This window comes from Chondromyces crocatus (genome assembly GCF_001189295.1).
Taxonomy (GTDB): domain Bacteria; phylum Myxococcota_A; class Polyangia; order Polyangiales; family Polyangiaceae; genus Chondromyces; species Chondromyces crocatus.
In genome coordinates, this window is record NZ_CP012159.1 from 1,697,010 (window position 1) to 1,720,146 (window position 23,137).

The 23,137-nt window shown below is 70.8% G+C and carries 18 protein-coding genes; 10 read left to right on the forward strand and 8 right to left on the reverse strand.

Annotated features, from left to right (window positions below; all coding sequences use genetic code 11):
• Nucleotides 1–43: 43 nt before the first annotated feature.
• Nucleotides 44–2,398, reverse strand: a complete 2,355-nt coding sequence (locus CMC5_RS06350) for a hypothetical protein (protein WP_050429566.1) — start codon at nucleotides 2,396–2,398, stop codon at nucleotides 44–46.
• A complete protein-coding gene (locus CMC5_RS06355; protein WP_050429567.1) occupies nucleotides 2,395–4,224 on the reverse strand; it encodes a TolB-like translocation protein in 1,830 nt (609 codons plus the stop codon). The genes CMC5_RS06350 and CMC5_RS06355 overlap by 4 nt, the downstream gene beginning before the upstream one ends.
• 69 nt (nucleotides 4,225–4,293) lie before the next feature.
• On the opposite strand from CMC5_RS06355, the gene CMC5_RS06360 reads away from it, so the two are divergent.
• The 3 genes from CMC5_RS06360 (at nucleotide 4,294) to CMC5_RS06370 (ending at nucleotide 8,251) form a co-directional block, all read left to right on the forward strand.
• Nucleotides 4,294–5,217: an SPFH domain-containing protein gene (locus CMC5_RS06360; protein WP_050429568.1), complete on the forward strand. Its 924-nt coding sequence runs from the start codon at nucleotides 4,294–4,296 to the stop codon at nucleotides 5,215–5,217.
• On the forward strand, nucleotides 5,214–6,152 hold the full coding sequence (locus CMC5_RS06365; protein WP_050429569.1) for a hypothetical protein: 939 nt from the start codon (nucleotides 5,214–5,216) through the stop codon (nucleotides 6,150–6,152). The genes CMC5_RS06360 and CMC5_RS06365 overlap by 4 nt, the downstream gene beginning before the upstream one ends.
• 98 nt (nucleotides 6,153–6,250) lie before the next feature.
• Entirely contained in the window at nucleotides 6,251–8,251 is a 2,001-nt protein-coding gene (locus tag CMC5_RS06370) for a protein kinase domain-containing protein (protein WP_050429570.1), read from the forward strand.
• A 29-nt stretch (nucleotides 8,252–8,280) separates the two neighbouring features.
• Here the strand turns inward: CMC5_RS06370 and CMC5_RS06375 are convergent, their stop codons facing one another.
• The gene (locus tag CMC5_RS06375; RefSeq protein ID WP_245678327.1) at nucleotides 8,281–9,342 is read right to left on the reverse strand and encodes a DNA methyltransferase; all 1,062 of its coding nucleotides are present in this window, start codon (nucleotides 9,340–9,342) and stop codon (nucleotides 8,281–8,283) included.
• A 190-nt stretch (nucleotides 9,343–9,532) separates the two neighbouring features.
• Nucleotides 9,533–9,943, reverse strand: coding sequence for a hypothetical protein (locus tag CMC5_RS06380; RefSeq protein ID WP_050429572.1), 411 nt, complete (start codon nucleotides 9,941–9,943; stop codon nucleotides 9,533–9,535).
• A 190-nt stretch (nucleotides 9,944–10,133) separates the two neighbouring features.
• Between CMC5_RS06380 and CMC5_RS06385 the strand changes: the two genes are divergently transcribed.
• Entirely contained in the window at nucleotides 10,134–11,690 is a 1,557-nt protein-coding gene (locus CMC5_RS06385; RefSeq protein ID WP_156338265.1) for a M61 metallopeptidase family protein, read from the forward strand.
• Nucleotides 11,691–11,711: 21 nt separating this feature from the next.
• On the opposite strand, the gene CMC5_RS06390 is transcribed toward CMC5_RS06385, so the two are convergent.
• Nucleotides 11,712–13,649: a hypothetical protein gene (locus CMC5_RS06390; RefSeq protein WP_156338267.1), complete on the reverse strand. Its 1,938-nt coding sequence runs from the start codon at nucleotides 13,647–13,649 to the stop codon at nucleotides 11,712–11,714.
• Between the two features lie 367 nt (nucleotides 13,650–14,016).
• Here CMC5_RS06390 and CMC5_RS06395 point away from each other — a divergent pair, with 367 nt between their 5' ends.
• The gene (locus tag CMC5_RS06395) at nucleotides 14,017–15,180 is read left to right on the forward strand and encodes a cytochrome P450 (RefSeq protein WP_050429575.1); all 1,164 of its coding nucleotides are present in this window, start codon (nucleotides 14,017–14,019) and stop codon (nucleotides 15,178–15,180) included.
• Between the two features lie 152 nt (nucleotides 15,181–15,332).
• On the forward strand, nucleotides 15,333–16,706 hold the full coding sequence (locus CMC5_RS06400) for a S41 family peptidase (protein ID WP_050429576.1): 1,374 nt from the start codon (nucleotides 15,333–15,335) through the stop codon (nucleotides 16,704–16,706).
• On the opposite strand, the gene CMC5_RS44030 is transcribed toward CMC5_RS06400, so the two are convergent.
• Nucleotides 16,703–17,803, reverse strand: coding sequence for a hypothetical protein (locus CMC5_RS44030; RefSeq protein ID WP_156338269.1), 1,101 nt, complete (start codon nucleotides 17,801–17,803; stop codon nucleotides 16,703–16,705). The two genes, CMC5_RS06400 and CMC5_RS44030, sit on opposite strands and share 4 nt — an antisense overlap.
• Nucleotides 17,804–18,347: 544 nt before the next feature.
• Here CMC5_RS44030 and CMC5_RS06410 point away from each other — a divergent pair.
• The 4 genes from CMC5_RS06410 to pyrE are packed head-to-tail and all read left to right on the forward strand — an operon-like array spanning nucleotide 18,348 to nucleotide 20,398.
• Nucleotides 18,348–18,731, forward strand: a complete 384-nt coding sequence (locus tag CMC5_RS06410) for a bactofilin family protein (protein WP_050429578.1) — start codon at nucleotides 18,348–18,350, stop codon at nucleotides 18,729–18,731.
• 42 nt (nucleotides 18,732–18,773) lie between these two features.
• Complete coding sequence (locus CMC5_RS06415) at nucleotides 18,774–19,085, forward strand: bactofilin family protein (protein WP_050429579.1); 312 nt, start codon at nucleotides 18,774–18,776, stop codon at nucleotides 19,083–19,085.
• A 3-nt stretch (nucleotides 19,086–19,088) separates the two neighbouring features.
• The gene (locus CMC5_RS06420; protein WP_050429580.1) at nucleotides 19,089–19,826 is read left to right on the forward strand and encodes a bactofilin family protein; all 738 of its coding nucleotides are present in this window, start codon (nucleotides 19,089–19,091) and stop codon (nucleotides 19,824–19,826) included.
• Nucleotides 19,827–19,831: 5 nt separating this feature from the next.
• Nucleotides 19,832–20,398 (forward strand): orotate phosphoribosyltransferase, encoded by a 567-nt coding sequence (gene pyrE / locus CMC5_RS06425; protein WP_050435746.1) that lies wholly within the window; start codon nucleotides 19,832–19,834, stop codon nucleotides 20,396–20,398.
• An 82-nt stretch (nucleotides 20,399–20,480) separates the two neighbouring features.
• On the opposite strand, the gene CMC5_RS06430 is transcribed toward pyrE, so the two are convergent.
• Together CMC5_RS06430 and CMC5_RS06435 are read right to left on the reverse strand one after the other, a co-directional pair.
• Nucleotides 20,481–22,190 (reverse strand): OmpA family protein, encoded by a 1,710-nt coding sequence (locus tag CMC5_RS06430; protein ID WP_050429581.1) that lies wholly within the window; start codon nucleotides 22,188–22,190, stop codon nucleotides 20,481–20,483.
• Nucleotides 22,191–22,226: 36 nt separating this feature from the next.
• A complete protein-coding gene (locus CMC5_RS06435; RefSeq protein WP_050429582.1) occupies nucleotides 22,227–23,075 on the reverse strand; it encodes a hypothetical protein in 849 nt (282 codons plus the stop codon).
• Nucleotides 23,076–23,137: the final 62 nt, after the last annotated feature.

The window sequence follows — 23,137 nt, forward strand, 5'->3', positions numbered from 1 at the left end:
TCGAGCGTGAGGGGTGGCTTCGGCGCGAACGTCCCCACGTCCTTCACGGCACCCCCTGCACCTCCAGCAGCGCCTCTCCGAACAGGGAGGCCCACGCCTGACGCGCCCGCTCCCGCAGCGCGTCGTCCCCCTCTTGGCGGAGCTGCTCCAGGGCCTGTGCCACCTTCCCGACGTCCAGCTTGCCGGCCCCGTCCATCCCCCGCACCTCTCGCCCGCTCAGCACCTCCAGCGCGATCAACCCGACCTGGTGCTCCACCCCGCGTCGCCCCAGCAAGGCGAAGCGCGCCAGGTGCACCAGCCCCAGGCGTGGCGCCGACCCGGGCCCCGTCATCTCCGCCAGGTACGCGGACAGCTCCCGGTTCGCCCGCTCCCGGGACGCCTCCCCGTAGCCCCCCAGCCGCCTTCGCACCAGCGTTGCCACGGGCAGGTGCGGCCCATCCACCTGGTGTTGCAGCTCGTGCCGCTCCGTCGCCTCCGTCAGCGCCACCAGCAGCGGCTCCTCCCCGCCAGCGTTCCGCACCGCTTCTGCGAGCATCGCTCCGCAAACGGCGAGCCCTCGCCTCCGCTCACCGTCGTCGCCCCCTGGAAGCGGCATCGCTTCGTCCTCGGGCGCTTCGGGCGCTCCGGACGTCTCGGCTTCGCTCGTTGCCCCCGCGTCGGCCATCCCGGCGTCTGCTGCCGCGGCATCTGCCGCTCCAGCGTCCACGGCGCTCGCATCCGCAGCGCCTGCGCCTGCCATCCCCACATCACCCGCAGCGCCCGCGTCGGAGGCGCTGTCACCCGACCCGCTCCCGGGGCCATCTCCTTTGCGGGGCACGGCGCTCCCTTCCTTCTCGCCGTCCAGCAAACACACCTCTTCCGCTGCCATCGCCACCACCTCGTCCCGGTGGGGCTCCAGCTCGTCCAGCACCACCAGCGCGAATGGCTGCAGATCCCGCGAGAATCCCAGCCGCGCGTGCCCGTCCCGCCGGTGTCCGAGTTGCCGCACGTGCAGTGCCGCGAGCTCCTGGCGGCCCATCGTGAACCGCCGCGCCTTCTCGATCCGGTAGCTGTGGGCGTGGAAGTGCCGACGGAGCCCCTCCTCCGTCTGGTAGACGCGCACCGTCGGATCCACGTAGTAGGGCAACCCGGCCTGCCGGCTCGCCTCGTTCACCTCACCGAACAGCCGGTACCAGCGCCGCCCGGCCAGATCGAGCTGCCCGGCTTCCGACGTCAGCGCCACCATCGCCTCGCCGAGCCCGGCGTCCAGCGCCCGCGCGGCATTCGTCAGCTCGCGCGCTGCGGACTTCACCTGCACCAGACGCCCGGCGGCGCTGTCGGCGCGCACCCTCCGGTCCCACCGCAGCCGCGCCTCGCTCCAGGTGTGCAAGCGCTCCCCGAACAGCTCGTCACCCTCGGCCGTGCGCTCTTTCAGTGTCCAGGTCACCCCCTTCACCGGCGGTCGCGCCAGCTGCCACTGCGCGCTGCCCAGGAGCACCGTCGCCAGCGCCCCGATCATCGCGGCGCGCTGCAAGGGCAGTCCGGGCGCCAGCGCGAGTTCCGCTTCCGGCGTCACCCAGGCCTCGGCCAGCACCTCCACGGCCGACGCCATCAGGCAGAGCAGCGCCGTGAGCATCGCGATCGCCAGCAGCGCTGCACCCAGCCCTGCGCCGAGGGCTCCCCCGAGCAGACCGCGGTAGGCGAACAGGAGCAGGATGGTGGGCAGGCCGTACAGCGCGAAGGCGGCGAGGAGAGGCTGCTCGCGGGTCGGGGGTCGGTTCAGGAACTGGAGCCCTGCGATCGGCAGGAGCAGCGGCCACAGCGCCACCAGCGCGATGAAGAGCATCCCGAGCTGGAACCGGAGACTCGGCAGCTCCGGCAGCGAGACCAGCGCGCGCGCGAGCAGCACGAGCGGGGCCTCTCCGCGCATCGGAAAGGCATAGAACAGCGCCGCGGCGACGAGCGCTGCGCTCAGCACCCACCGACCGGCTCGTCGCGCCGCGGGCCGGAACATCAGGCTCGCGCCTGCGGCCGTGAGCGACAGCGCGAGCAAAGCGGGCGGAGAACGGCCCGAGAGGCTCTCGGGCAGGTCCAGCACCTCCCACGCGGCAGCGTCTGCGCCGAACTGGATGAACAGTCCTGCCAGGGTGAGCGCCGCAAGAACCGTCACGGCCAGGGAGCTTGCGCGTCGGGCCAGGAACGACGCTGCCAGGATGGCCAGCCCCGCCGCCGTCGGCGAAAGCGCCGCCAGCACGCCCGCGGGGGGCAGCTCGGGCAAGAGGCTCCACACGAACTGGGGCGTCTCGTCGACGATCTCGTACGGGAGGAACAGGCCGAGGGCCAGCGCGGCGCCGCCCCTCCGACAGCGTGCCCTGAGCCGCGCGCTCGACAGGCCGAAGAACAGGGCCGCTTCGCTCATGGCACCTCCACCGAGGCCACGAGGCTCACCTGCCGGCGGGGCAGGCTCGGATCGGCGCCCACCGACTCGAAGTACACGCGCTTGCCGTCCGGCGAGAAGCGCGGCGAGCGCTCCAGCATCGGGTTGGCGGTGAGCGCGCGGGTCTCGCCGGTGGCGAGCGTCAAGAGCGCGATGTCGCCCTCCCGGCTGAAGGCGACCCGGGTGCCGTCCGGGGACATCGCGGGCTCGTCGGCGCGTCCCTCGGGATCGTGCACGGTCACCTTGCCGCTCTCGACGTCGATCGTGGCCAGCCGGTTGGGGCCGTCCTTGAAGAGCACCACCGCGAGCTTGCGGCCGTCGGTGCTCGCCGAGGGGCGCGCCCAGGTCTCGCTGGCGGGCACCTCGATGGACTTCACGACGCTCGCAGGGCGCTTGCTCACGTCGATGAGGGTCAGCACCTGTGCCGGGGCAACCTGCGCCTGCGCCTTCGCGGTGGACGCCTGCGCCTTCGCAGGCTTCACCGGGCCCTCGACGCCCAGGTCGGCCTCGTCGCCGCCTTCCGAAGGAGGCTTCGGGCGGTGCAGGTACGCGAGCGAGGTCGGACTCAGCCACGTGAAGCCGTGGAACTCGCCGCCGTCGAGAGGCAGGAGGAACCGCTCGCTGCCGTCGTCGAGCGAGATCACGAGCAGGTCGCCGGCGCAGTCGCGGCAGGCGCGATCGTACAGGGCGGCGAGCTTGCCTCCGGGCGCGACCTCCGGGCCCACGAAGCGGTGCTGGGCGTCCACCCGCAGTCGCCGCGCCTTGCCGCCGGCGTCCACCACGGTCAGCGTCTTCGCCCAGCCGAACAGGTCCTCGACGAAGAGCACGGGGGAGCCCTCCGGCGCGGCCGAGGGCTGGCTGAAGATGTGGTAGCCGCTCCAGAGCGGCCTCTCTTTGCCATCGGGGGCTCGCCAGACGACCGTCTCCATGCGGGTGATGCCAGTGAGGTTGAGCGTGGTGGGCGAGATGAACGGGGTCACGTCCGCCGTCCTCACCAGCGCGCCGGCGGGACCCACGGTGCCGAGCGTGTCCGCGGCTGACGGGACGCTGTGGTACTGCACCTTGGCGCCTCGCTCCGCGGCTTCGCGCTCGCGTCCCGTGGCAGCGTAGGCGTCCTCGACTTCCTTCAGCCGGCTCTGCCGGTACGCGACGTACTTCTTCGCGGGCTGGAGCTTCTCCAGGCGCTTGATGTCGCTGCTCTCCAGCACGGACTGGATGGTCGGGTGCGCGAGCAAGCTGGGGACCACGGCGTCCACGGCCATGCTGCTCAGCGACCGGGCGACGAGGCGCATGGCTTCGTCCTTCTCGGGCGCGCCCGACCAGCCCGTGATTTGCTGCTGCTGGCACGCCTCCGCGTCGTCCATGTGCCGCACGGCGATCCCGCCCGCGACCCGCACCTCGACGTAGCCTTTGTCCACGGGGTGCTCGATGCGCTCCGGGACCAGCAGCGAGGTGACGAGGAACGCCGCACGCAGCTTGCGCGCTGCCTCTTCCGGAGAGCTGGCCTTCTCCAGCACCGCCGCGACCTCCGGGTCGCCGCCGCGCACGGGCTCGAAGCCCAGCTTGGTCAGGTGCTCGCCGACCCGATCGGCCAGCTCCGCCGCCGGCTCCGAGCCCTCCCACCAGGTCCCGTCGAGGTCGATGGCGATCAGCACCCGCAGGGGGACGGGCCGCCGTGACAGCCAGAGGCCAGCGCCTCCGGCCGCCGCGACCAGCACCCCCAGCGCGAGCAGCGCAGGCCACTTGCGTCGCCTGGGCATGAAATCCTGGCCATCGACCTCGTCCCCGGACCCCTCGACGTCGGACATTCGCCGCACGTACCCGCTTCGTCACCGTGCGGCAACGCCGTCAAGGCGGAGGTGTATTACAGTTCGACCATGCTCCCTGTCCTCGTCACGCTCGGGCTTCTCCTGCTGGCCTACCTGCTGTCGGGCTTCCGCCAGATCAACCAGTGGGAGGTGGCCCTGCGCTTCACGCTGGGAAAGCTCTCGGGGCGGGTGGCGCCCGGGCTGACGATGTTCCTGCCCGGGGTGCAGGAGCTGCGGCGCATCGACACGCGCATGAAGAACCGCGACCTGTTGCGGCAGATGGTGATCACCCGGGACAACGTGACCACCATGATCGACGCGGTGGTGTACTACCGCGTCACCGATCCGGAGAAGGCGACGCTCGCGGTCGAGAACTACGAGGCGGCGGTGAAGGATCGCGCGAAGGTGGTGCTGCGCGACGTTGTCGGCGAGACGCGGCTCGACGAGCTTCTGGCGCACCGGGAGGAGGTCGCCGCCAAGGTGCGCGCTCAGGTCGAGACGGCGGTGAGCGCGTGGGGGCTGCACGTGGAGACGATCGGCCTGCAGGACGTCCAGCTCCCGCCGCAGATGCAGGAGGTGCTCGCCAAGGTCGCCATCGCCGAGCGCGACCGCCGCTACGTGGTCATCAAGAGCGAGGCCGACGTGGAGAGCGCCAAGAACTTCGCCGAGGCCGCCTCGATCCTCTCGCGCTCGCCGGGCGCGATGGAGCTGCGGCGCTTCGAGGCGCTCGCGAACCTGTCGCAGGGCAACACCAAGGTCATCTTCGATCTCGCCAAGCCTTACGATGACGTCCGCCGGACTGCGGCGGCGATCGCCGAGGCGTCGAACTCGGAAGACCTGAGCCAGCGGCGGCGTCTCCCGCACCCTGGGCAACAGGAGCACCACGTCCCCATGGACGCCCAGGCCCAGCGCGAGGCGGAGGCCATCGCCGAGGCGCAGGCGGTGCTGGAGACCGAGGAAGCCGAGCGGCGCGGTCGCATGGGCAGCGCGTGAGCGATCCGCTCTCCGCCCTCCGCGTCGCCGTGCGCGAGCTGCTGCTGGCGGAGGGGGCGCGGCGCCTTTCCGCCCTCGTGGACGGGGCCGTCGTGGAGATGGTCGGTGCCCCCGAGCGCTGGGCGGTCGGGGCGCAGGAGGTCCGCGCGATGCGGCTCGTGCTCCTCGTCGATCCGACGGCCTATGCGGCGCTCTCGTCGGACCCGGCGCAGCTCTCGACGGTGCGCGATGCGTTCGCGCGGGCGGTGCGCACGCCGGAGACCGACCTGGCTGGCCTCGCGCTCGCGCTGCGGCTGCCGGGCATCGAGCGAGGCTGGCATCGCGCGTACCGGGACGCCGTGCCACGCGCTTTGCCCGAGCGTCCGGAGCCCGAGGCCGTCCTCGGGGGGGCGGCGGCGTTGCTCGACGCGCAGGAACAGCCGACCGCAGCCGCCATGCTCCGCCGCGCTCGGCTCGAAGGGGCGGAGGTGCCCGGGGGAGGAGCGCAGGCGCTGGTGCGCTACGTGCTGCGCCTCGACCCTGCCGACTGCGCTCGGGTCGACAAGGAGCCCACGCTCGAAGAGCGCCTGCGCCGGGCGGTGCGGGACGCCGGGACCCGCGCCGCGGCGACGGTGGCGGGGGTGGAGATCGCGACGGCGCTCCGCCCGCTCGAGGCCTCGGACGACGCCGAGGCGCGGCTCACCCGGGCCCTGACCGCGCTCGGCGCCGTCGTCGTGCCGGTGTACCGCGACGACACGCGCGTGGTGCTGTCGTTCGTCACGGGGGGGCAGCTCCATCAGGTCGAGATCGCCGTGGAGGGCGCAGGCACCCTCGACGCCTCGGCCAGCTTGCGGTGGCAGGCCGAGGCCGTTCCCGCCGCCACCGTGGCGCGTGCTCAGGTGGAGGATGCGGCCGGCGCCAGCCTGGTCGCAGCGCTGCTCTGCGGTAGCCGCTGACGTTTTTCCTGAGGAGGCGACGCGCGGGCGTCGGTGAGCCCGCCCAGGGTTCCGGATTGCTCCCCTGGAAGCTGCTGGAGTACGCTGATGACGTCTGAATGGCGCAACAGATCGGCGGAAAGTACAGCCTGGAGCGTGAGCTCGATCGCGGCGGGATGGGCTCGATCTGGATCGCCTTCGACACCAAGCTCCGCCGCCGCGTCGCCCTCAAGCTGATGCGCCCCGACCGTCCCGGGTCGAGCGGGTCGCACGAGCTGTTCGAGCGTGAGGCGATGGCGATCGCGCAGCTCCACAACCCGCACGTCGTGCAGGTGTACGACTACGGGATCGACGGCGGCTCGCCGTACATCGTCATGGAGCTGCTCGAAGGCGAGGACCTCGCCGCGCGCCTCCACAAGCGGGGGAGCTTGCCGTTGACGGCCGTCAGCCAGATCTTGATGCAGGCGGCGCGCGCGCTGGGCGCGGTGCACGGCGAGGGGATCATCCACCGGGATCTGAAGCCGGCGAACATCTTCATCGTGCCCGGCGAGACCGGCGAGAACGTGAAGATTCTCGATTTCGGTGTGGCGACCGTGCTCCAGCGGCAAGCGGCGCTCGACGATGCCGGCGCCCTCCAGGCGATCGGCACGCCCAGCTACATGAGCCCCGAGCAGGTCGAGGGCAGAGCTGCGGACAGTCGGACCGATCTCTGGTCGCTCAGCGTGGTCGCGTACCACGCCCTGACCGGACAGCTCCCCTTCCAGAGCAAGGACTCCAACGAGCTGATGGTGGAGATCACCTCGGCCACGCCGAAGGCCCCGTCGACCCTCGTCCCGGAGCTGTCTCCCGCCGTAGATCGCTTCTTCGAGCGCGCGCTCTCCAAGGAGCCAGGGAACCGCTTCCAGTCCGTCGGGGAGATGGCCGCCGCCTTCGCCGCCCTCGCCGAGCCTCGTCTGACCACGAAGATCCTGGTCATCGACGACGAGCCCGACGTCGAGACGCTCATGAAGGCGCGCTTCCGGGACCAGGTGAGGAGGAAGCACTACCACTTCACCTTCGCCGTCGACGGCCGCAGCGCGCTGGAAGCGCTGCGCCGGGACCCCGACATCGAGGTCGCCCTCAGCGACATCAACATGCCCGGCATGGATGGCCTCACCTTCCTCCGGCAGGCTGCGGAGGTGAGCCCGACGCTCAAGGTGATCATGGTGTCCGCCTACAGCGACATGGCGAACATCCGCGCCGCCATGAACCGGGGCGCGCATGACTTTCTCGTCAAGCCCATCGACTTCAAGGATCTCGAGGCCACCATCGAGAACGCCTCCGAGCGCGTCCGCGAGATCCGCCGCAGCATCCGCGCGACCGAGGAGAACGGCATCCTGCGGATGTTCGTGAACGACGGCATCGTCGACCGTCTCCTCCCCGTGATCCGCGCCGCGGACAACCTTGCGGGGGAGCATGTCCAGGGGACGGTGGCCTTCATCGATCTCTGTGGGTTCCAGCGCCACGCGCGCTCGCGCAGCGCCGACGCCGCCATCCGTCTGCTCAACGCGAACTTCGAGATCATCGTCCCGGAGATCACCGCGCGCGGTGGTGTCGTCGACAAGTTCATCGGAGACGCGGTGATGGCGCTCTTCCACGGCAAGGACCACGGCCGGCGCGCCGTCGAGGCGAGCCTCGCAGCGCGTGACGAGCTCTCGCGGCTGGCCGAGCGGAGCGGGAAGGGATCGCCGTACGGGTGCGGCGTCTCCATCGGGGTGGCCTCTGGCGATCTGATCTCCGGCAGCATCGGCTCCAGGGCGATCGGGCGGCTCGACTACACGGTGCTGGGCGCGGTGGTGGCGCGCGCCGCGCGGCTCTCCCTCCAGGCGAACCCAGGGCAGATCCTCATCGACGAGAAGCTGCACGCACAGGTGCACGAGACGTTCATCTGTGAGGACGGGGGGCGGGTCTCTTCGGCGGGGGACGACGAGGGGCGGATCTTCGACGTACGCAGCCTGGTGGTGAGCGCGACGGTGGAGCCGTTGCAGCTCCCGACCGTGCCGATGCCGCGGGAGCGCCGAAAGGACGGGAAGGCGCGCAACGAGTCGCCTCAGGGGTCGGGGACGCCCACCGAGGACTGACGCTGGATGAGGACTGACGCTGGATACGGTCAGGCGGCCGTGACGTCGGCCTGCGTCTCGTCGCCAGACGCTGGACGGGTGGCGGCGAGGGGAGGGGGGGGCGTGCACCGGGCGAGCCGCTCTTTCGCGAGGGCGTGGTACTGCGTGGCGATCTCCGCACTGTAGCAGCGCCGCCCCACGGCGAAGGCGGCGACGGCCGTGGTGCAGAGGCCGCCGAACGGCTCCCACACGACGTCGCCAGGATCCGACGAGGCGCGGATGATCCGGTCGAGTAGCTTCACGGGCTTCTGATTGCCATGCAGCGCGCGCGCCTCGGCCTTGAATCGCTCGGCGCCGCGCACCGCCGGCTCGTGCCACACATTCGTGACGCCGACCTCGCAATGGAATTTCGAGCGCATTCCGGCCCACTCTTCCCCCGTGAGTGAGCGCTTCCCGTCGACGGAGAAATAGGGGCGCCCCTCCGGGCGTCCGCGCGCATTGGCGAAGGCGACGAGGCGCTCGAAGGCCTCGGCGGGGGGGTAATACCAGAGGTGGCAGCGGGTGAAGTACTTGCGCGTCGCGGCGTTCTTCACGCCGCACGCTTCATTGGTCAATCCGATGGGCAGGCCCGAGCGCTCCCACTCGCGGCGGAGCCACGCCTTCATGGGCATGCTGACGCCAGCGGAGTCGAGGTGGACCTCGCGGACGTACTGCGCGCAGACCTCGGTGACCATGGGGAACTTGCGCAGCGTGCGGGTGTTCGCATTGCCGGCGACGTGGGCGATGCCTTTGTCCCAGATATGGCAGCTCCGGTACGCCCAGCCATTGCGCATGAGGAGGGCGTGGACGGTGGCCCAGCCGATCTCGGTGCCCCAGAACCAGAGGGTGGTGGAGGGCAAGGCGCGGCGAGACCAGGCGTCGACGTGAGGCGCATACCAGTCGACGAGGCCATCCGGGGTCGGCGGATCGCCCGGGAAGCCCGAGACACCGTACGCGCCGTCGGAGACGATGACCGTGGGCGCAGGCCAGGTGTCGTAATGGTCGAGGGCATTGCCCAGCACGAGGGTGGGGCGGAGCTCTCGCTGGATGGGTCGGCGCGCGGTGGGCGGCACGGGGGGCATCCAATCGAATCGGCGAAAACAGTCAACAAAACGGCAGAAGTCGCCAGGACCCGAGGACCCGAGAAGGGCGACGCGAGGGCGGGTTTTTCGCGGGGGTTGCGCTGGAGGCTGCCGCAGGTGCCGTGCCGGCGAAGAGGCTCGGTTCGAGGCTGGCTGGCTTCGGGTGAGGCCCGGTTCGAGGCTACCTGGCTTCGGGGTAGAGGTACTCGACCAGGGTGTCGGTCAGGTCGTCGTGGAGTTCGCCTTCGCCTTCCATGCGACGGAAGATGTCCTCGGTCGGCTCGTACACGTAACGGACGAGCCGGCGGGGCTCGCCGAATTTCTCGGCGGTGAGGACCATCGCGGTGATGTCCCGCTGCCACTCCAGGGCAATCTCGGCGTTGCGAGGTGGGCGCTGAAGGCGAAATTTCCCGGCGGCGTCACGCCACAGGCGGAGGCCGGGCATGGCGCTTTCGCCGGTGAGATCGCGGGCCAGGCGCTCGATGGTCTTCAGGGCACGGCGGTTCACCGGGGCGTCGCCGGAGGCCGTGAGCTTTTCCTGGAGGGACTTCGAGAGATCCTGGAGGCGTTTGCGTCCTGTGTCCTCCGACATCGCGTCCAGGCTAACCGAAGGGGCTTGCAGGGTCGAGCTTCGCCGGGCGTGCCGCGCTGGACCGGCGTGCCGCGCTGGACCGGCGTGCCGCGCTGGACCGGCTGCGTCACGGGGCTTCACCCGGTCGAGGTGAGGCCGCTTCACCTGGCGGTGCCGTTGCCATCGGTCGGCGTTACGCTGCGTGCTCGTCGTGCCGTTCTCTCATCGTCCGCTCGTGCCCGTGCCCCTCTGGGTCGCCCTCGTGTCCACGCTGGTCGGCCTTGCGTGCGTCGGCCTTGCGTGCGGTGGCTCGTCGTCCGTCCGGACGGGGGGGCCGGCGGACGGTGCGACACGCGGTCTGGAGAGACGATCTCCTGCGACCTCCGGCGGCCTCCAGTACGTCGCGAAGGCCGCTCCAGGCGCCCGGACGCTGCGCATCGAGCTGTCGCTGCCTCCAGGTCCTGCACGTCTGCTGGTCGTGGAGGAGGGGGCCGAAGCCTTCGTGCGTGACGTCGAGTTCGTTGCAGCGGCCAGCGCGGAGGGCGCTGGTCGCGGTGCGGCGGCGCCTCGGCGGCTGCTTCTCCACGGAGACCGGTGGCGCATGCCGGCATGTCCTCAGGGCTGCCAGGTCGTGTACCGCTTCTTGCTCGATGAGGCGGCGGCGGCGATGGACCATGTCGGCTATGCCGCCGAACGGCAGGGGACCTACCTGGCGCCACCGTCCACCTGGTTGCTTCGCCCTGCCCCGGGAGGTCCGGACGCCGAGGAAACGCGGTTCCGCCTCCGGGTCGAGGTGCCCGAGGGGGTGCAGTTCGCGTCGGGGCTCTTCCGCGCGGCAGGGGCGCCGGACGAGTACGAGGCGACGCTCTCGGATCTCCCCCGCACGCCCTATGCCGTGTTCGGGGCGGTGGAGAGGCTCCAGGTGCCCGTGCGCGGGGGGGTGATCGAGGTGGCGCTGCTGCCCGGTCTCCTGCACGTGGGGTTGCAGGAGATCCGCCAGTGGATCGAGCAGGCGGCGGGAGACGTCGCTGGCTACTTCGGTGCGTTTCCCGTCCCGTCGGCGCTCGTCATCGTGTTGCCGTCGGAGGGAGAGCACGGGGGATATTCCACGGCACTCGGCAATGGGGGCGCGTCGGTCATGGCGCGGGTCGGGCGGTCCACGTCGTTGCACGGGCTCCTGCGCGGCTGGGAGCTGACGCACGAGTTCGTGCACCTCGGGTTTCCCAATGTGCATCGCCGGCATTCGTGGCTCGAAGAAGGGATCGCCACCTATGTCGAGCCGATCGCGCGGGCGCGCAGGGGGCTGATCCCCGTCGAGAAGGTATGGCGCGATTTCGCGCTGGGCTTCCCGAAAGGGCTGCCGGAGCCAGGGGACCGGGGGCTCGACCATACGCCCACCTGGGGTCGCACCTACTGGGGCGGGGCCCTGTTCTGCTTTCTGGCGGACGTCGAGATTCGAAGGCGCACGCGCAATGAGCGCTCGCTCGACGACGCGTTGCGGGCGGTCCTCGCGGCCGGTGGAAACGTGTCGGTTCGCTGGCCGATCGAGCAGGTGATCGAGGTGGGGGACGAGGCGACCGGGGTGCCCGTGCTGGCGGAGCTGTATGCGCAATGGAAGGATCGGCCGGTGGAGCCGGACCTGGAGGCGCTGTGGCGGCAGCTCGGGGTGCGACTCGGAGAGCGGCGGGTGTTCTTCGACGAGGCCGCGCCCCTCGCGGGCATCCGGGACGCCATCGTGCCCCGGAGGGCGATTGCTGGCGGGCCGTGACGGCGCTGGGGCGCTACGAATTCAGTGCGCCAGCGGGTGCCCGTCGACGCGGAGCTGAAACAGAAAGTACGGCGGCATGCAGGCGCCACGTCCGGCCGGGGTCCGTGCGCACACGTAATCGTCGCGGCATGCGTGCTCGGCGTCGCAGGCCTGAAGCCCGGCGGGCTGCACGGTCTCTGCAATGCATTGCTCGAAGGGGAGCTTCCGGGCGAGGCAGCCATTGAAGGTGGCGAGCACGGGGATCCCGCCGCACACGCCGTCAGGGCTCGCCTCGGCGTCGCCGCAGGTCGTGAAGCACATGCCGCCGGGGAAGCCGACCTCGTTGGTGTCGCAGCCGGCAGGCGCGGCGCATGCCGTGCGGGTCATCCGGGCCACGCCGTCCCGCCGTCCGTCGTCGTTCGGCTGGATCCGTGCGGTCTCGCAGGCGTCTCCTGCCCGGCCAGGGCCCGGCGTGGAGCACACGCCCACGTCGCGATCGGTGGCGTCGTGGTCCCCCAGGGTGCAGACCAGCCCGGGCTCGCACGTCCACGCCGCGAAGCCGGGATCTCCCAGGCCGCAATGGGCATGGCGCGGGCCACCGCGCTCGCCGGGCTCGGCGCGTTCGGCGATGGGGGCGTGGAGATCGGGTGCTGCTCCTCCGGCGAGCGCCTCCGTGAGCGCCGCGCGTCGCCGCAGGTCGTCGCCGAGGTGAGGGGAGACGGCCACGTGCAGGCCATTGGCGCCGTGGCCGCCGGGGGGGTCTTCCCCCAGGAGGTGGAAGCCGGCCACGCTGCGGCTCTGGTGGCACCCCTGGCAGGAGAGCTGGTCGAGCCGGCGCAGCAAGGCCGCCGGCGATTGAATGCTGGGGTACGGGGTCAGATCCAGCGCGGCGAGCTCCCGGGGTTCGAAGAGCTGCCGGAACGGGCGGTTGTGTCGGCGCGCGAGGCCACGGGGGCTGACCGACGTCGCCCGCCTCGCCAGGAATGGCTCCGGGAGGACGGCGGTGCCCGCATCGATCGCCGCGAGGTGCTCGGGGTGGGCCATCCAGCGCAGCAGCTCCGCGCGAAGGCGGCGGTCCGTCCGGATCTTCGCCACGTCCGGTGTGTTTTCGAGCGGCTTCGGGGCGAGGTGGCCTTGCGCGTCGGGGGCGAAGGCGAGCAGCAGGTATTCGGCGTGGCCCGCCATGTGGGGCCGGACGGTGGACGGCCAGCGCACCGTTTGCACATTGAGATTCACGCCGAGCAGCCGGTGGGTGGCCACGCGCGCGGGGGAGAGCGGCCCCTCTTCGCCCGTCAGCCACGCGCCGAGGGCCGCGCCGCTCAGGTGACTCGGCGCTCGCCATGCGCGCGCGGCGTCCGCGCAAGGGATGTCTCCTCCGGACGGCGGCACGAGCAGCTCCAGGATGACCGTCGCCGGAAGCTTGGAGGCCAGCGGTCCAGAAGGTGAGCTGCGGCCGTAGGCGAGGCGATAGGCGAGCCGCACCTCGCCACAGCTCCCGGGGTGGAAAGGAGCCCGGTCGAGGCGATTCACCACCCCACTCAGCTCGAAACGCGCGTCGGCGGCGCGCAGCCAGCCCACGTCCAGGAGCCGGTGGGGTTTGCTCCCGACGCCCACGCCGCTCAAGGGGTCCGTCGTGCGAAGGGTGCGCACCTCGGCCTCGACGGCGCGCACCAGTGTGCCGAAGCGGGGAGCCCGCGCGAGATCAGCGTTCCCTCCCGACACGCCGTCGAGACGCTCCCCCAGGCCGTGACCCCGGGCTTCCACGGCGCGGAGGGCGCCGTGCTCGGTGATCAGCGTGAGGGTGCGCCGCTCGATGGAAGGCGGTTGCACGTCGGTATCGCGCGTGCCGGAAGCGCCGTTGAAACCGGGAGCGGGCGCCACGGGCGGCGGAGGCGCTGGTCGTATGTCAGGGCCGGGGGTGCAGGAAACGAAAAGCAGCGCGAAGAGGCCGCGGTGGAGACGCCGGAGAGGGAGGAACATCGAATGAAGAATCTAGCCGGGTGTGGTCGGCACGCGGAGCTTGAATCCGTTCGTCACTCGTCCGTGGTCGCGCGGTCGATAGCGGTCAGGAGCGTCGCAGCAGATCGTCCCATCCGCCCCGGAGAGTGCATCGCGCCGCCCCGTACGGAGCACTCGTGGGCTCATTGAGCCTGAAAATCGCGGCCGATTGCGCGTCGGCGCACCGCATTGGTATCGAATTGGTTGGACTGGCCGCCCCGGGCATCTGGGAAGCGAGCGTTCCCTTGCGGGTTTTCATTTTCGAGGGATACCAAATGGGAAACGCCTGTCGCTCCACGGAAACAATCAGCACCGGGAGGTCTTGGTGAACCAGCAAATCGATCTATTCATGGACCAGAACACCCGCCGGAATCCTTATCCGGTATACGCCGAGCTGCGTCGCAACCGGCCCGTATGCCAGGTCAAAGGTGGAATCTGGGTCGCCGCGCGGCACGCCGACGTCATGCGTATCGCGAAGGACGTGACGAGCTTCTCTTCCTCGGGATTCCGCGTGATCCTGAGCCCTCCGACCATTGGCCCGAATCCCGTGGCCGAATCCATCCTCGCCCTCGATCCACCGAACCATACCCAGCTGCGCGCGCTGGTGAGCCGCGCATTCACACCGCGCAACATCGGCCGCCTCGAGGGGCGCGTCACCGACATCGCCAATGAAATCGGCGACCGCCTCCGCGACATGGGCGAGGCCGATCTGGTCGCCGAGCTGGCGGGCCCGCTGCCTGCGCGGATCATCGCGGAGATCCTGGGGCTCGACCCCGCACTGCACCGCGAATTCAAGCGGTGGGGCGAGCACCTCGCGGTCATCACGCCGGCGACCGTGGATCCGCTCGCCAGTGCCATCCGGTCCAGCATCGGCGAGATGGAGCGGTACTTCAAAGAGGTGATTGCGGCGCGTCGCCGAAATCCCCGGGAGGATATCGTCACCGACCTGACGCGGGCGGAGGTCGATGGCGTGAAGCTCAGCGATCCGCAGATCATCTCGTTTCTCTTTCTCCTGCTGAGCGGCGGCTTCGAGACCACGGTGAACCTCATTGCCCACGCGATGATGATCCTGTCCGCGCGTCCTCAGGATCACGATCGGCTCCGGGCCGAGCCGCACATGATCCCCGCCTTCGTGGAAGAGGTGCTGCGGTACGAGCCGCCGCTCCAGGGGTTGCCGCGGGTGTGCTCCGCCGACGTGGTGATCGGCGGGCAGTTCATTCCTGCTGGCTCGCTCGTCGTGGGCTTGATCGGGTCGGCGAACCGGGACGAGAGCCTCTATCACGACCCCGACCAGTTCGACATGGACCGGGAGCAGCATGGCGCGCTGGCCTTCGGTCACGGGATTCACTTCTGCCTCGGGGCTGCGCTGGCGAGGCTGGAAGGGCGGCTGTCCCTGGAAGCGCTGCTCTCGCGCTTCCGGCGGTTGCAGCAGCTCCCGGGCGAGATCACGTACACGTGCGCGATCTCGTTGCGCGGGCCGATCGCCGTGCCGATGCGCTTCATCCCGGGGTGATCCCGGCGTGACGGGCGCTCGGCGCCGGCTGGATGGGGCTGCTCCGGCCGTCGCCGGCGAGGTCGGCGCTGCCGACCCCGGCAGCTCCGGGTCGAGGTCGGGGTCGGCGGTGGTGGGTGACGCCCCCTGAGGGCGCGGTACACTCGCCGGCCATGGTGCTGGTCGCTCCGAAGAAGATCACGCGAAGGGCTTCCCTCCCGAGGCTCGTTGCAGCGGGGGGGCTCTGGGGTTCCCTGCTCGTGGCGACGCTTCCGGGCTGCGCGCCCGAGGAGACGCTCAACCCGAGGGTCGACTGCTCGACGAGCGCAATGAACCAGCGGCTCCTTCGCCGGATGCACGAGACCTACCTCTGGAACAAGGAGATCCCTGCGGACGTCGATCCGCTCGCCTACGACTCGCCCGCAGCATTGCTCGACGCGATCGTGTACTCGGAGCGCGATCTCTGGAGCCACATCTCGCCAGCCGCGACGGTGAGCGCCTACTACGGCGAGGGGAAGTCCATGGGCCTCGGGGTCCGCTGGAAGTTCGATGCCGACGGCGCGTTCCGCATCGCCATGACGTACGAGGGCGCGCCTGCTGCCGAGGCAGGGCTGCTGCGCGGGGATGAGGTGCTGGCGATCAACGGGGTGGACATCGAGACGATCGACGCCGAGGGCCGGTGGGGCTCGGCCACGGGGGAGGACGCCGAGGGGGTGGCCGTCGAGCTGCGTGTGCGGCGTGCGGGCGGGGAGCCCGAGACGATCACGCTGCACAAGCGGGTGTACACGCTGCTGTCCGTCGCGGCGCCGAAGATCTTCGAGGTCGGTGGCAGGAAGATCGGCTACCTGCTGGTGGACCGCTTCATCACGCCGACGTACGCCGGGCTCCGCTCCGCGTTCGCCGTGCTCGACGAGGCGCAGGTGCAGGACCTCATCCTCGACCTTCGCTACAACGGCGGCGGTCTGACGGAGGCCTCCCGGGTGCTCGCCAGCTTCATCGGGGGCAAACCCCTCGATGGACGCGCCTACAGCCTCACCCTGCACAACGATCAGCAGCGGAGCGAGGACGCGATCGCGCGCTTCTCCATCGCCGAGAACCAGCTCTCGCTGCCCCGGCTCGCGGTGATCACCACCGGCTCCTCCGCCTCCGCGAGCGAGCTCGTGATCAACGGGCTGGACCCGTGGATCCGGGTCGGCCTCATCGGGGCGACGACGTACGGCAAGCCCGTGGGGTCACGTGCGTACACGGAGTGCGAGATGACCGTCTCGGCGATCACCTTCCGCACCGTGAACGCCGACGGCGACGGCGGCTACTTCGACGGCCTGCCCGTCGACTGCGCCGCCGAGGATCAGCTCGGGGCGCAGCTCGGTGATCCGGCCGAGGCCTCCATCGCGGAGGCGATCCACTGGTTGACGAGCAACGTCGACGGTGAGCCGGGCGTGGTCGAGAGCTGCTCCGTCACTGCGGGCAGCAGTGCCGCGCTCCGGCCGCCGCCGCGAAGGCAGCCCCAGCTTCGCGGTTTCCTGCTCGAAGTGGGCGCTTTCTAGTCGAAGTGCATGCCGGTCGCGGCGCGGATGCCCCAGGACTGGTCGAAGGGGGGGCCCAGGGGCGACGTCAACGGCAAGAGCAACCCCATCCGCAGGAAGAGCCGCTCGCGCTCCAGGATGAAGAACGGCTCGATGGCGAGCTGGGTGTGGTCGGTGTCGGTCGCGGTCGGCAGTGATACGCCCTGGAAGCGGAAGCCACCGCCGATGGTGTGGCCGAGCTGGATCTCGGCGGCGTACTGGAGCGCGAGTTCGAGGGCGTCGTACCTGTCCGACGTCCGGATGTGCAGCACCGGGGAGAGCTCGGCGCGGAGGAGGACGAGGCTGCCGGCATGCGCCTCCACGCCGGCCTGGACCTGCACCGGCAAGGTCTCGGGAGCGTACTGGTGCATGTTCCACAGGGCCTGCGCCTGCATGCCTGGCGTCACCAGCGGCTCATCGCGACCGACGAGGGGGAAGCCGAACGCGCCGCCGAGGGTGATCCAGACTTTCTCGTCGGGTCGCAGCACGCCGTGCACCCCCAGCATGGGGTTGCCCAGGCTGCCGATGGTCAGCGGCAAGCGCGCATCCACGAACACCCGCTTGGCGACCGAGAACTGGCCGACGACGTCCAGGGTGCCGTACATCAAACTCCTGGCGCCCGACATGCGTGCCGCTTCGAGGCGCAGTCCGCCGCGCATGGCGAGCGGGAGACCGTCGGCGGTGATCACCTCGCGTTCGGCCTTCGGGGGTGACTCGTCGGCGGTCGATGCGGGGTCGGCTCGCCATCCCGGGGGCGGAGGCGGAGGGGGAGGTCCACCCTGCCATCCCGGCGGTGGAGGCGGCGGTCCCCCTTGCCAGCTGCCAGGAGGCGCTTGCGTTCCTCCCTGCCAGCCGGGGGGCGGAGGGGGCGGTCCCCCTTGCCAGCCGCCAGCGGGAGGTTGCCCTGCTTGCCAGCCGCCGGCCGCGCCTCCCGGGTGGCCCCCGGGCGAGGGCAGTGGCTGACCTGGGGGCGGTTGGCCTGGGAGCGCGCCGGGCGGGCCTGGCTCTGCGCTCGGTGGGACCGCGGGGGCATCTTCCGAGGGGGTCGCCGCCGGCTGGGCCGAGGCCGTCACGCTCATCAGCAACGCTGCAACGCTGGGCGCCCAGGAAAGGGAACGAAGGAAGTGTGATCTGCGCATCGTCTCCGCTTCTACCAGAGTCAGGGCTCGACCGGGCTCTTGAGTGCCCCCCTCGGGCCCGCACATGCGGCCTGGTTCGTCGCGCAGGTCGAGCGATGGTGAGCGTTGATGGACCCGCGGACGCGCCGACGGGGTGTGGGCGCGCATCGAATCCGAGCTGGTGGGTTCGGTGCGACAGGGGGACGAGGGGTGAGCCCCAGAGCGGCGGAGCGGCGGAGCGGCGGAGCGGCGAGCAGGAAGGGAAGGGGAGCAGGAACTCCGGCGCACCCGCCATGAACGCGCGGACCGTGCGGCGCCGAGGCTCCACCCTCCCGGTCACCAGCGCGCCCTCGTCGCCCAGGCCGAGTTTCGTGCTGCCCGCCCGAGACGAGAGACGCACGGGGCGCCCTCCGACCTCCGCGCCGGTTGCGAGGCGAGGCGCCTTGGAGTAGCGTCCGCGCCGCCGCGCAGCAGAAAATGCGCTGCACGAGGTAGAAGGATTCGCATGGCTCGAGGCTCAACAGCAGCACGGCAATCCCCCGACGACGCGACCGACTCGGTGCTCGGCCGCGGGGCCCGCGTGCGTGGGCGTGTCCACGGTGACGGCTCCCTGCGCGTGGAGGGCACCATCGAGGGCGACGTCCAGGTGAGCGGCGACATCGAGATCGACGACGGAGGCTCCGTCTCCGGTGACGTCGACGCCGGCGCGCTCACCATCGGCGGCCAGCTCACGGGCAACGCCTCGGCGCGCGGGCCCATCACGATCCGTTCCACCGCGCGCGTGTCCGGTGACATGCTGGGCGCCGAGGTGGTCCTGGAAGAGGGCGCGTCCTTCACGGGCCGCATCGAGGCGGAGTTCGAGCTGCCGGAAGAACTCACGGGGCGCTGAGGGTCCCGCTAGTCCGCAGAGCAAGGCGACGAGGAGCACGAAGTGGCAACCATCATCGGGAACGGGCTCACGATCGAGGGCGAGATCACGTCCGAGGAGGACGTGGAAGTGGCCGGCACGCTGCGGGGGAAGCTCACCGCTGACGGTGTGGTGTCGGTCGAGGGAGGCGCGGTCATCGAGGCCGACGTCTCGGCGTCCACCCTCCAGGTGGGCGGCACGGTCACGGGCAACGTGAGCGCGAGTGATCGCGTCGACCTGCTCGCGGGCGGTCGCCTCGTCGGTGACGTGAAGGCGGCGCGGTTGACCATCGCAGACGGGGCCCAGTTCAAGGGCAACGTCGACATGGATGTGTAACCGATGACGGTCCAGTCCTCGATCGGGCCGACCACCACCGTGCGCGGGAACGTGCGCGGTGAGGGTGATCTCGAGATTCTGGGTCGCGTCGAGGGGAGCGTCGCCGTCAGCGGTGACGTGACCGTCGGCGATGGGGCGCTCGTGCGGAGCGACGTGCGCGGCCGCCGGGTGGTGGTTCGTGGCGCCGTGGCTGGCAGCGTCTCCGGCGAGGAGGCGGTCATCCTCGAAGAGGGCGCTCGGGTCGTCGGCGATCTGGGCGCACCTCAGGTCGGCATCCGTCCTGGCGCGCTCCTGCGTGGCCATGTCTCCACCGCGGGCCCGCTGCCCGAGGGGGGCTCCCAGCAAGCCGCCGCAGCGCGTCCGGCTCCTGCTGCGGCCCCCGCTGCTGCGGCCCCTGCGCGTCCGGCAGCCGCCGCGCGCGCCGCGACCCCAGCCGCACGCCCCACGCCGGCTGCGCGCCCTGCGCCGGCACCTGCGGCGCGTCCGGCTCCCGCTGCGGCGCGTCCAGCACCCGCCACCCGCGCCGCAGCAGCGCCCAAGGCGGCCCCGGCACGGCCTGCGCCGCCGCCGCCGCCACCTCGCGTCGTCGCCGAGGAGCCGCCGGCTCCCCCGCCCGAGCCCGCTGCGGCCGAGGAAGAAGAAGAGACCTCGACGGCCGCGCCCGGGGGACCGCCCCCGCCGGTCGTCCCCGCCATCCGCAAGGGCACCAAGGCTGCCGTGCGAAAGCGCGGGGGCCGGTGAACGACCTGACCGGGCCCCGGGCCCGGGAGCGCCTCGTCCACCTCCTGCGGGACCGCTCTTTCGAGCAGAAGCGGGTCGTCCTCGCTTCCGGTCGTGAGAGCGACTTCTTCATCGACTGCAAGCAAGCCGTGCTCACCGCCGAGGGCCACGCCCTCGTCGGTGCGCTCATGCTCGACGCCCTCGACGCGCTGCCCGGCTGCGATGCCGTGGCGGGGGTGGAGCTCGGTGGGTGCCCCCTCGCCAGCGCGGTCTCGCTCATGAGCCACCTGCGTGGCACCCCCTTGCCCGCCCTCTACGTGCGCAAGGAGACCAAGGATCACGGCTCTCGGCGCCAGGTCGAGGGGGACAAGGCGCTTCATCCGGGAGCGCGGGTGGTGATGCTCGAGGACGTCATCACCACCGGGGGCTCCACCCTGAAAGCGGTCGAGAAGCTGCGCGCTGCCGGCGCCGAGGTGGTCGGCGTCATCGCGCTCGTCGATCGGCTGGAGGGAGGCGCCGAAGCGATCCGGACCGCGGGGCTGCCCGTGGTCGCGCTGTGCACCCGCCGCGACTTTCTGCCCGATCCCGCCTGAGCGCCCTTCCCCCTCGTCGAGCGCTCCCCCCCCGGGGCGCCTCACCTCTCCGCGCCTGGCCGGCGCGCGGCTCTGGCCAGCGCTACTCCAGCGTGAACCAGTGGACCTCGACGCGCCGGTTCATGTCGTGGTCGCTCTTGCTCACCGGCTCGTTCCAGCCGACCCCGTAGATGTCCACCCGCTTCGGGTCGATCTTGAACCGCTGCGTCAGGTACTTGCGCACGTCCTCCGCCCGGTCCTTGCTGAGCTGCACGGCCGACAGCGCCATCTTCTGCACCTGCGCCTCACCACCCAGCCGGCGGAACTCCGCCACCATCGAGTCGTCCACGTGCCCGCGCAGCAGCACCGTCGACCCGGGGCTCACCTGGAGCAGCTTCCGGATCGCGGCGAAGTTCTCCTCGTTGGCCGCCTTGCTCTCGCCCGCCATCTCGAGCTTCGCCGAGTTGGGCTCGAAGAAGAACCGGATGTCTTTCGACAGGAGGGGGTCGCCCTCCAGCGTCTTCGACCCGCCGCTCTTGATGGGCGCGATGAGGATCTTCTGGTCCTTGTACGCCCCCGACTTCTCCAGCGCTTCGAGGTGGCTCAGGTCGGCGAGCTTGTCCTCGGAGACGGGGTTCTTGATGAGATCGCTCCCGTACGCCATCACCGCCGACTGATAGATCCCACCGAAGCTGCCCGCCGCGTCGATCGCGCCCGAGAAGAACGCCTGGTTCTCCGGCAGGTTCGCGAGGTGCACCTTCGCGAGCTGCGTCGGCACCTCGCTGCTCTTCCACCCGAACGCCTTCGCGATCACCTCGGTGTGCGCGGTCGGGTTCTCCCGCACCATCCGGTTGCCTTCCATCAGCCCGTCCACGAGCGCTGCGACCAGCTTCGGGTGCTGCTCGGAGAGCCCTTTGTTGACCAGGAGGACGTCGGCCACGATGAGCAAGTTGGTGTTGGTGGTGAGCGTGTGGGCCTTGCCGCCACTCTGCTTCACCACCTCGTCGGTGAAGGGCGCCCAGGTGACGCAGCCCGCGAGCCGTTGTCCGCCCTCGGTCACGTCGTTCAGGAACACCTTCCCGGCCACCTCCGCGTCCGTGGCGAAGAGCAGGTTGACCTTCTCTGGGTCCGCGGGCGCGTCTTTGCTCGGGAGCACCTGGAGCGGCAACCCCGCCTCTCGCGCGAGGAAGCGGATGAAGAACTCTGCCTCGTTGAACTGCGACGTGACGAGCACCTTCCCCTTGAGCTGGTTGATCCGTCGGATGTCGCTCCGCACGACCAGCCCATCGGCGCCACGCGAGAAGCCGATCAGCGCCGGGACCACCGACCCGAGCTGACGCCCGTACACCGCGAGCACGTCCACCGTGGTCGCCGAGGCGGCGAGCTTGCCCGACGCGAGTTTGCCCCAGTCCTCGTCCTCGGCCAGCTTGATGTTCAGCTTGAGCCCGTGCTTCTTGTGCAGCACCGAGCCCTCTGCCGGGGAGAGTCCCCCGTTGGCCACGATCAGCCCGGAGTACCCAGCGTACTGGCTCAGCTCCACATCGAGCGTGTCGCCCTGCGGTACGTAGGCGCCCGCAGGCGGCAACCTCGGCACCTCGCCCTTGGCCTCCACGATCCCCTCGGAGGCTTCGGACTCCTCGGGGGTGGCCCCCTTCGCCGTGCTCGTGGCGCCCGTCGACGGCGCGCCATGCTGCGCGTCGTCGTCGCCCTTGCGCATCACGATCCACAGCCCGAGGCCGATCAACGCCGCGATCAGCACCAGGGAAATGATCTTCCCCAGGCCCCCTTGGCCGCTGCCCTTCCCGTTGCTCATCTCACCTCTTCTCCTCGTCTCGTCAGCGTCGTCTCGTCAGCGTCTCCCTGCCGTGCGCGCGTCGCTCGACGCCTCCAGCAGCTCCGGCGCCTCGTCCAGCAGCTCCATGGCGTCGAGTTCGGGTTGCGCTCGCAGCCACGACATCGTCTCGTTCAGGCCGGTGCTCACCGCGTCGATGCGCAGCGACATCGCGCTCGGATCGGCCGAGATCACCGCCTCCTCCCGGATCAGCTCCACCTGGTGCTCGATCCGCCGGAGTTCGGCCTCGATCTGGGTGAGCTTCGACCGCGCCTCCACCTGCCGCGCCGCGCGCTGACGCAGCAGCTCCTCCTGGGCCGCGAGGCTGCGGCCGAGCTGCTTGTCGGCGCTCGCCTGCTGCACGCCGAGCCCTTGCGCCTGGCGCAGCAGCGCCTCTTCGTCCTCGCCGCGCGAGGCAGCCTCCCGGAGCAGCGACTCCAGCGCGCCCCGGGAGCGGAGAAGCTGCACGTACATCCAGAGCAGCCGGTCCAGCGCCCCCCGCTGCACCGCCATGGCCGCGGCGTCTCCATGCGGATCGCGAAGCAGCCGCTCGCAGCGCCCGCGCAGCTCCTCGTAACGCGCCCGGTCCTCGCGTCCGAGCCGGGCGAGCTTCGCCTCGATGCGCTCGCGCGTCGGCGCCTGGAGCCGGGCCGCCTCCTGGCTGTCGACGTGCTGCCGGAAGCGAGCGTTGTTCACGAGAAGGAACAGGTAGGCCAGCTCGACACCCGCGCCGAGCACCCAGAACCCCCAGTTCAGCAGGCCGAGCAGCGTGAATACGCCGAGAAGGATCCAGTTGGGGGCCACGAACATGCCGAGAGGTCGCGCATTGAAGGCGGACTTCAGGTAATGCCGAGACCCGGTACTCATGGATGACGTATACCGAAGCCGGCCTTTCCATGCGATAAGGCCCGTCTCGGGGCGCACGATGG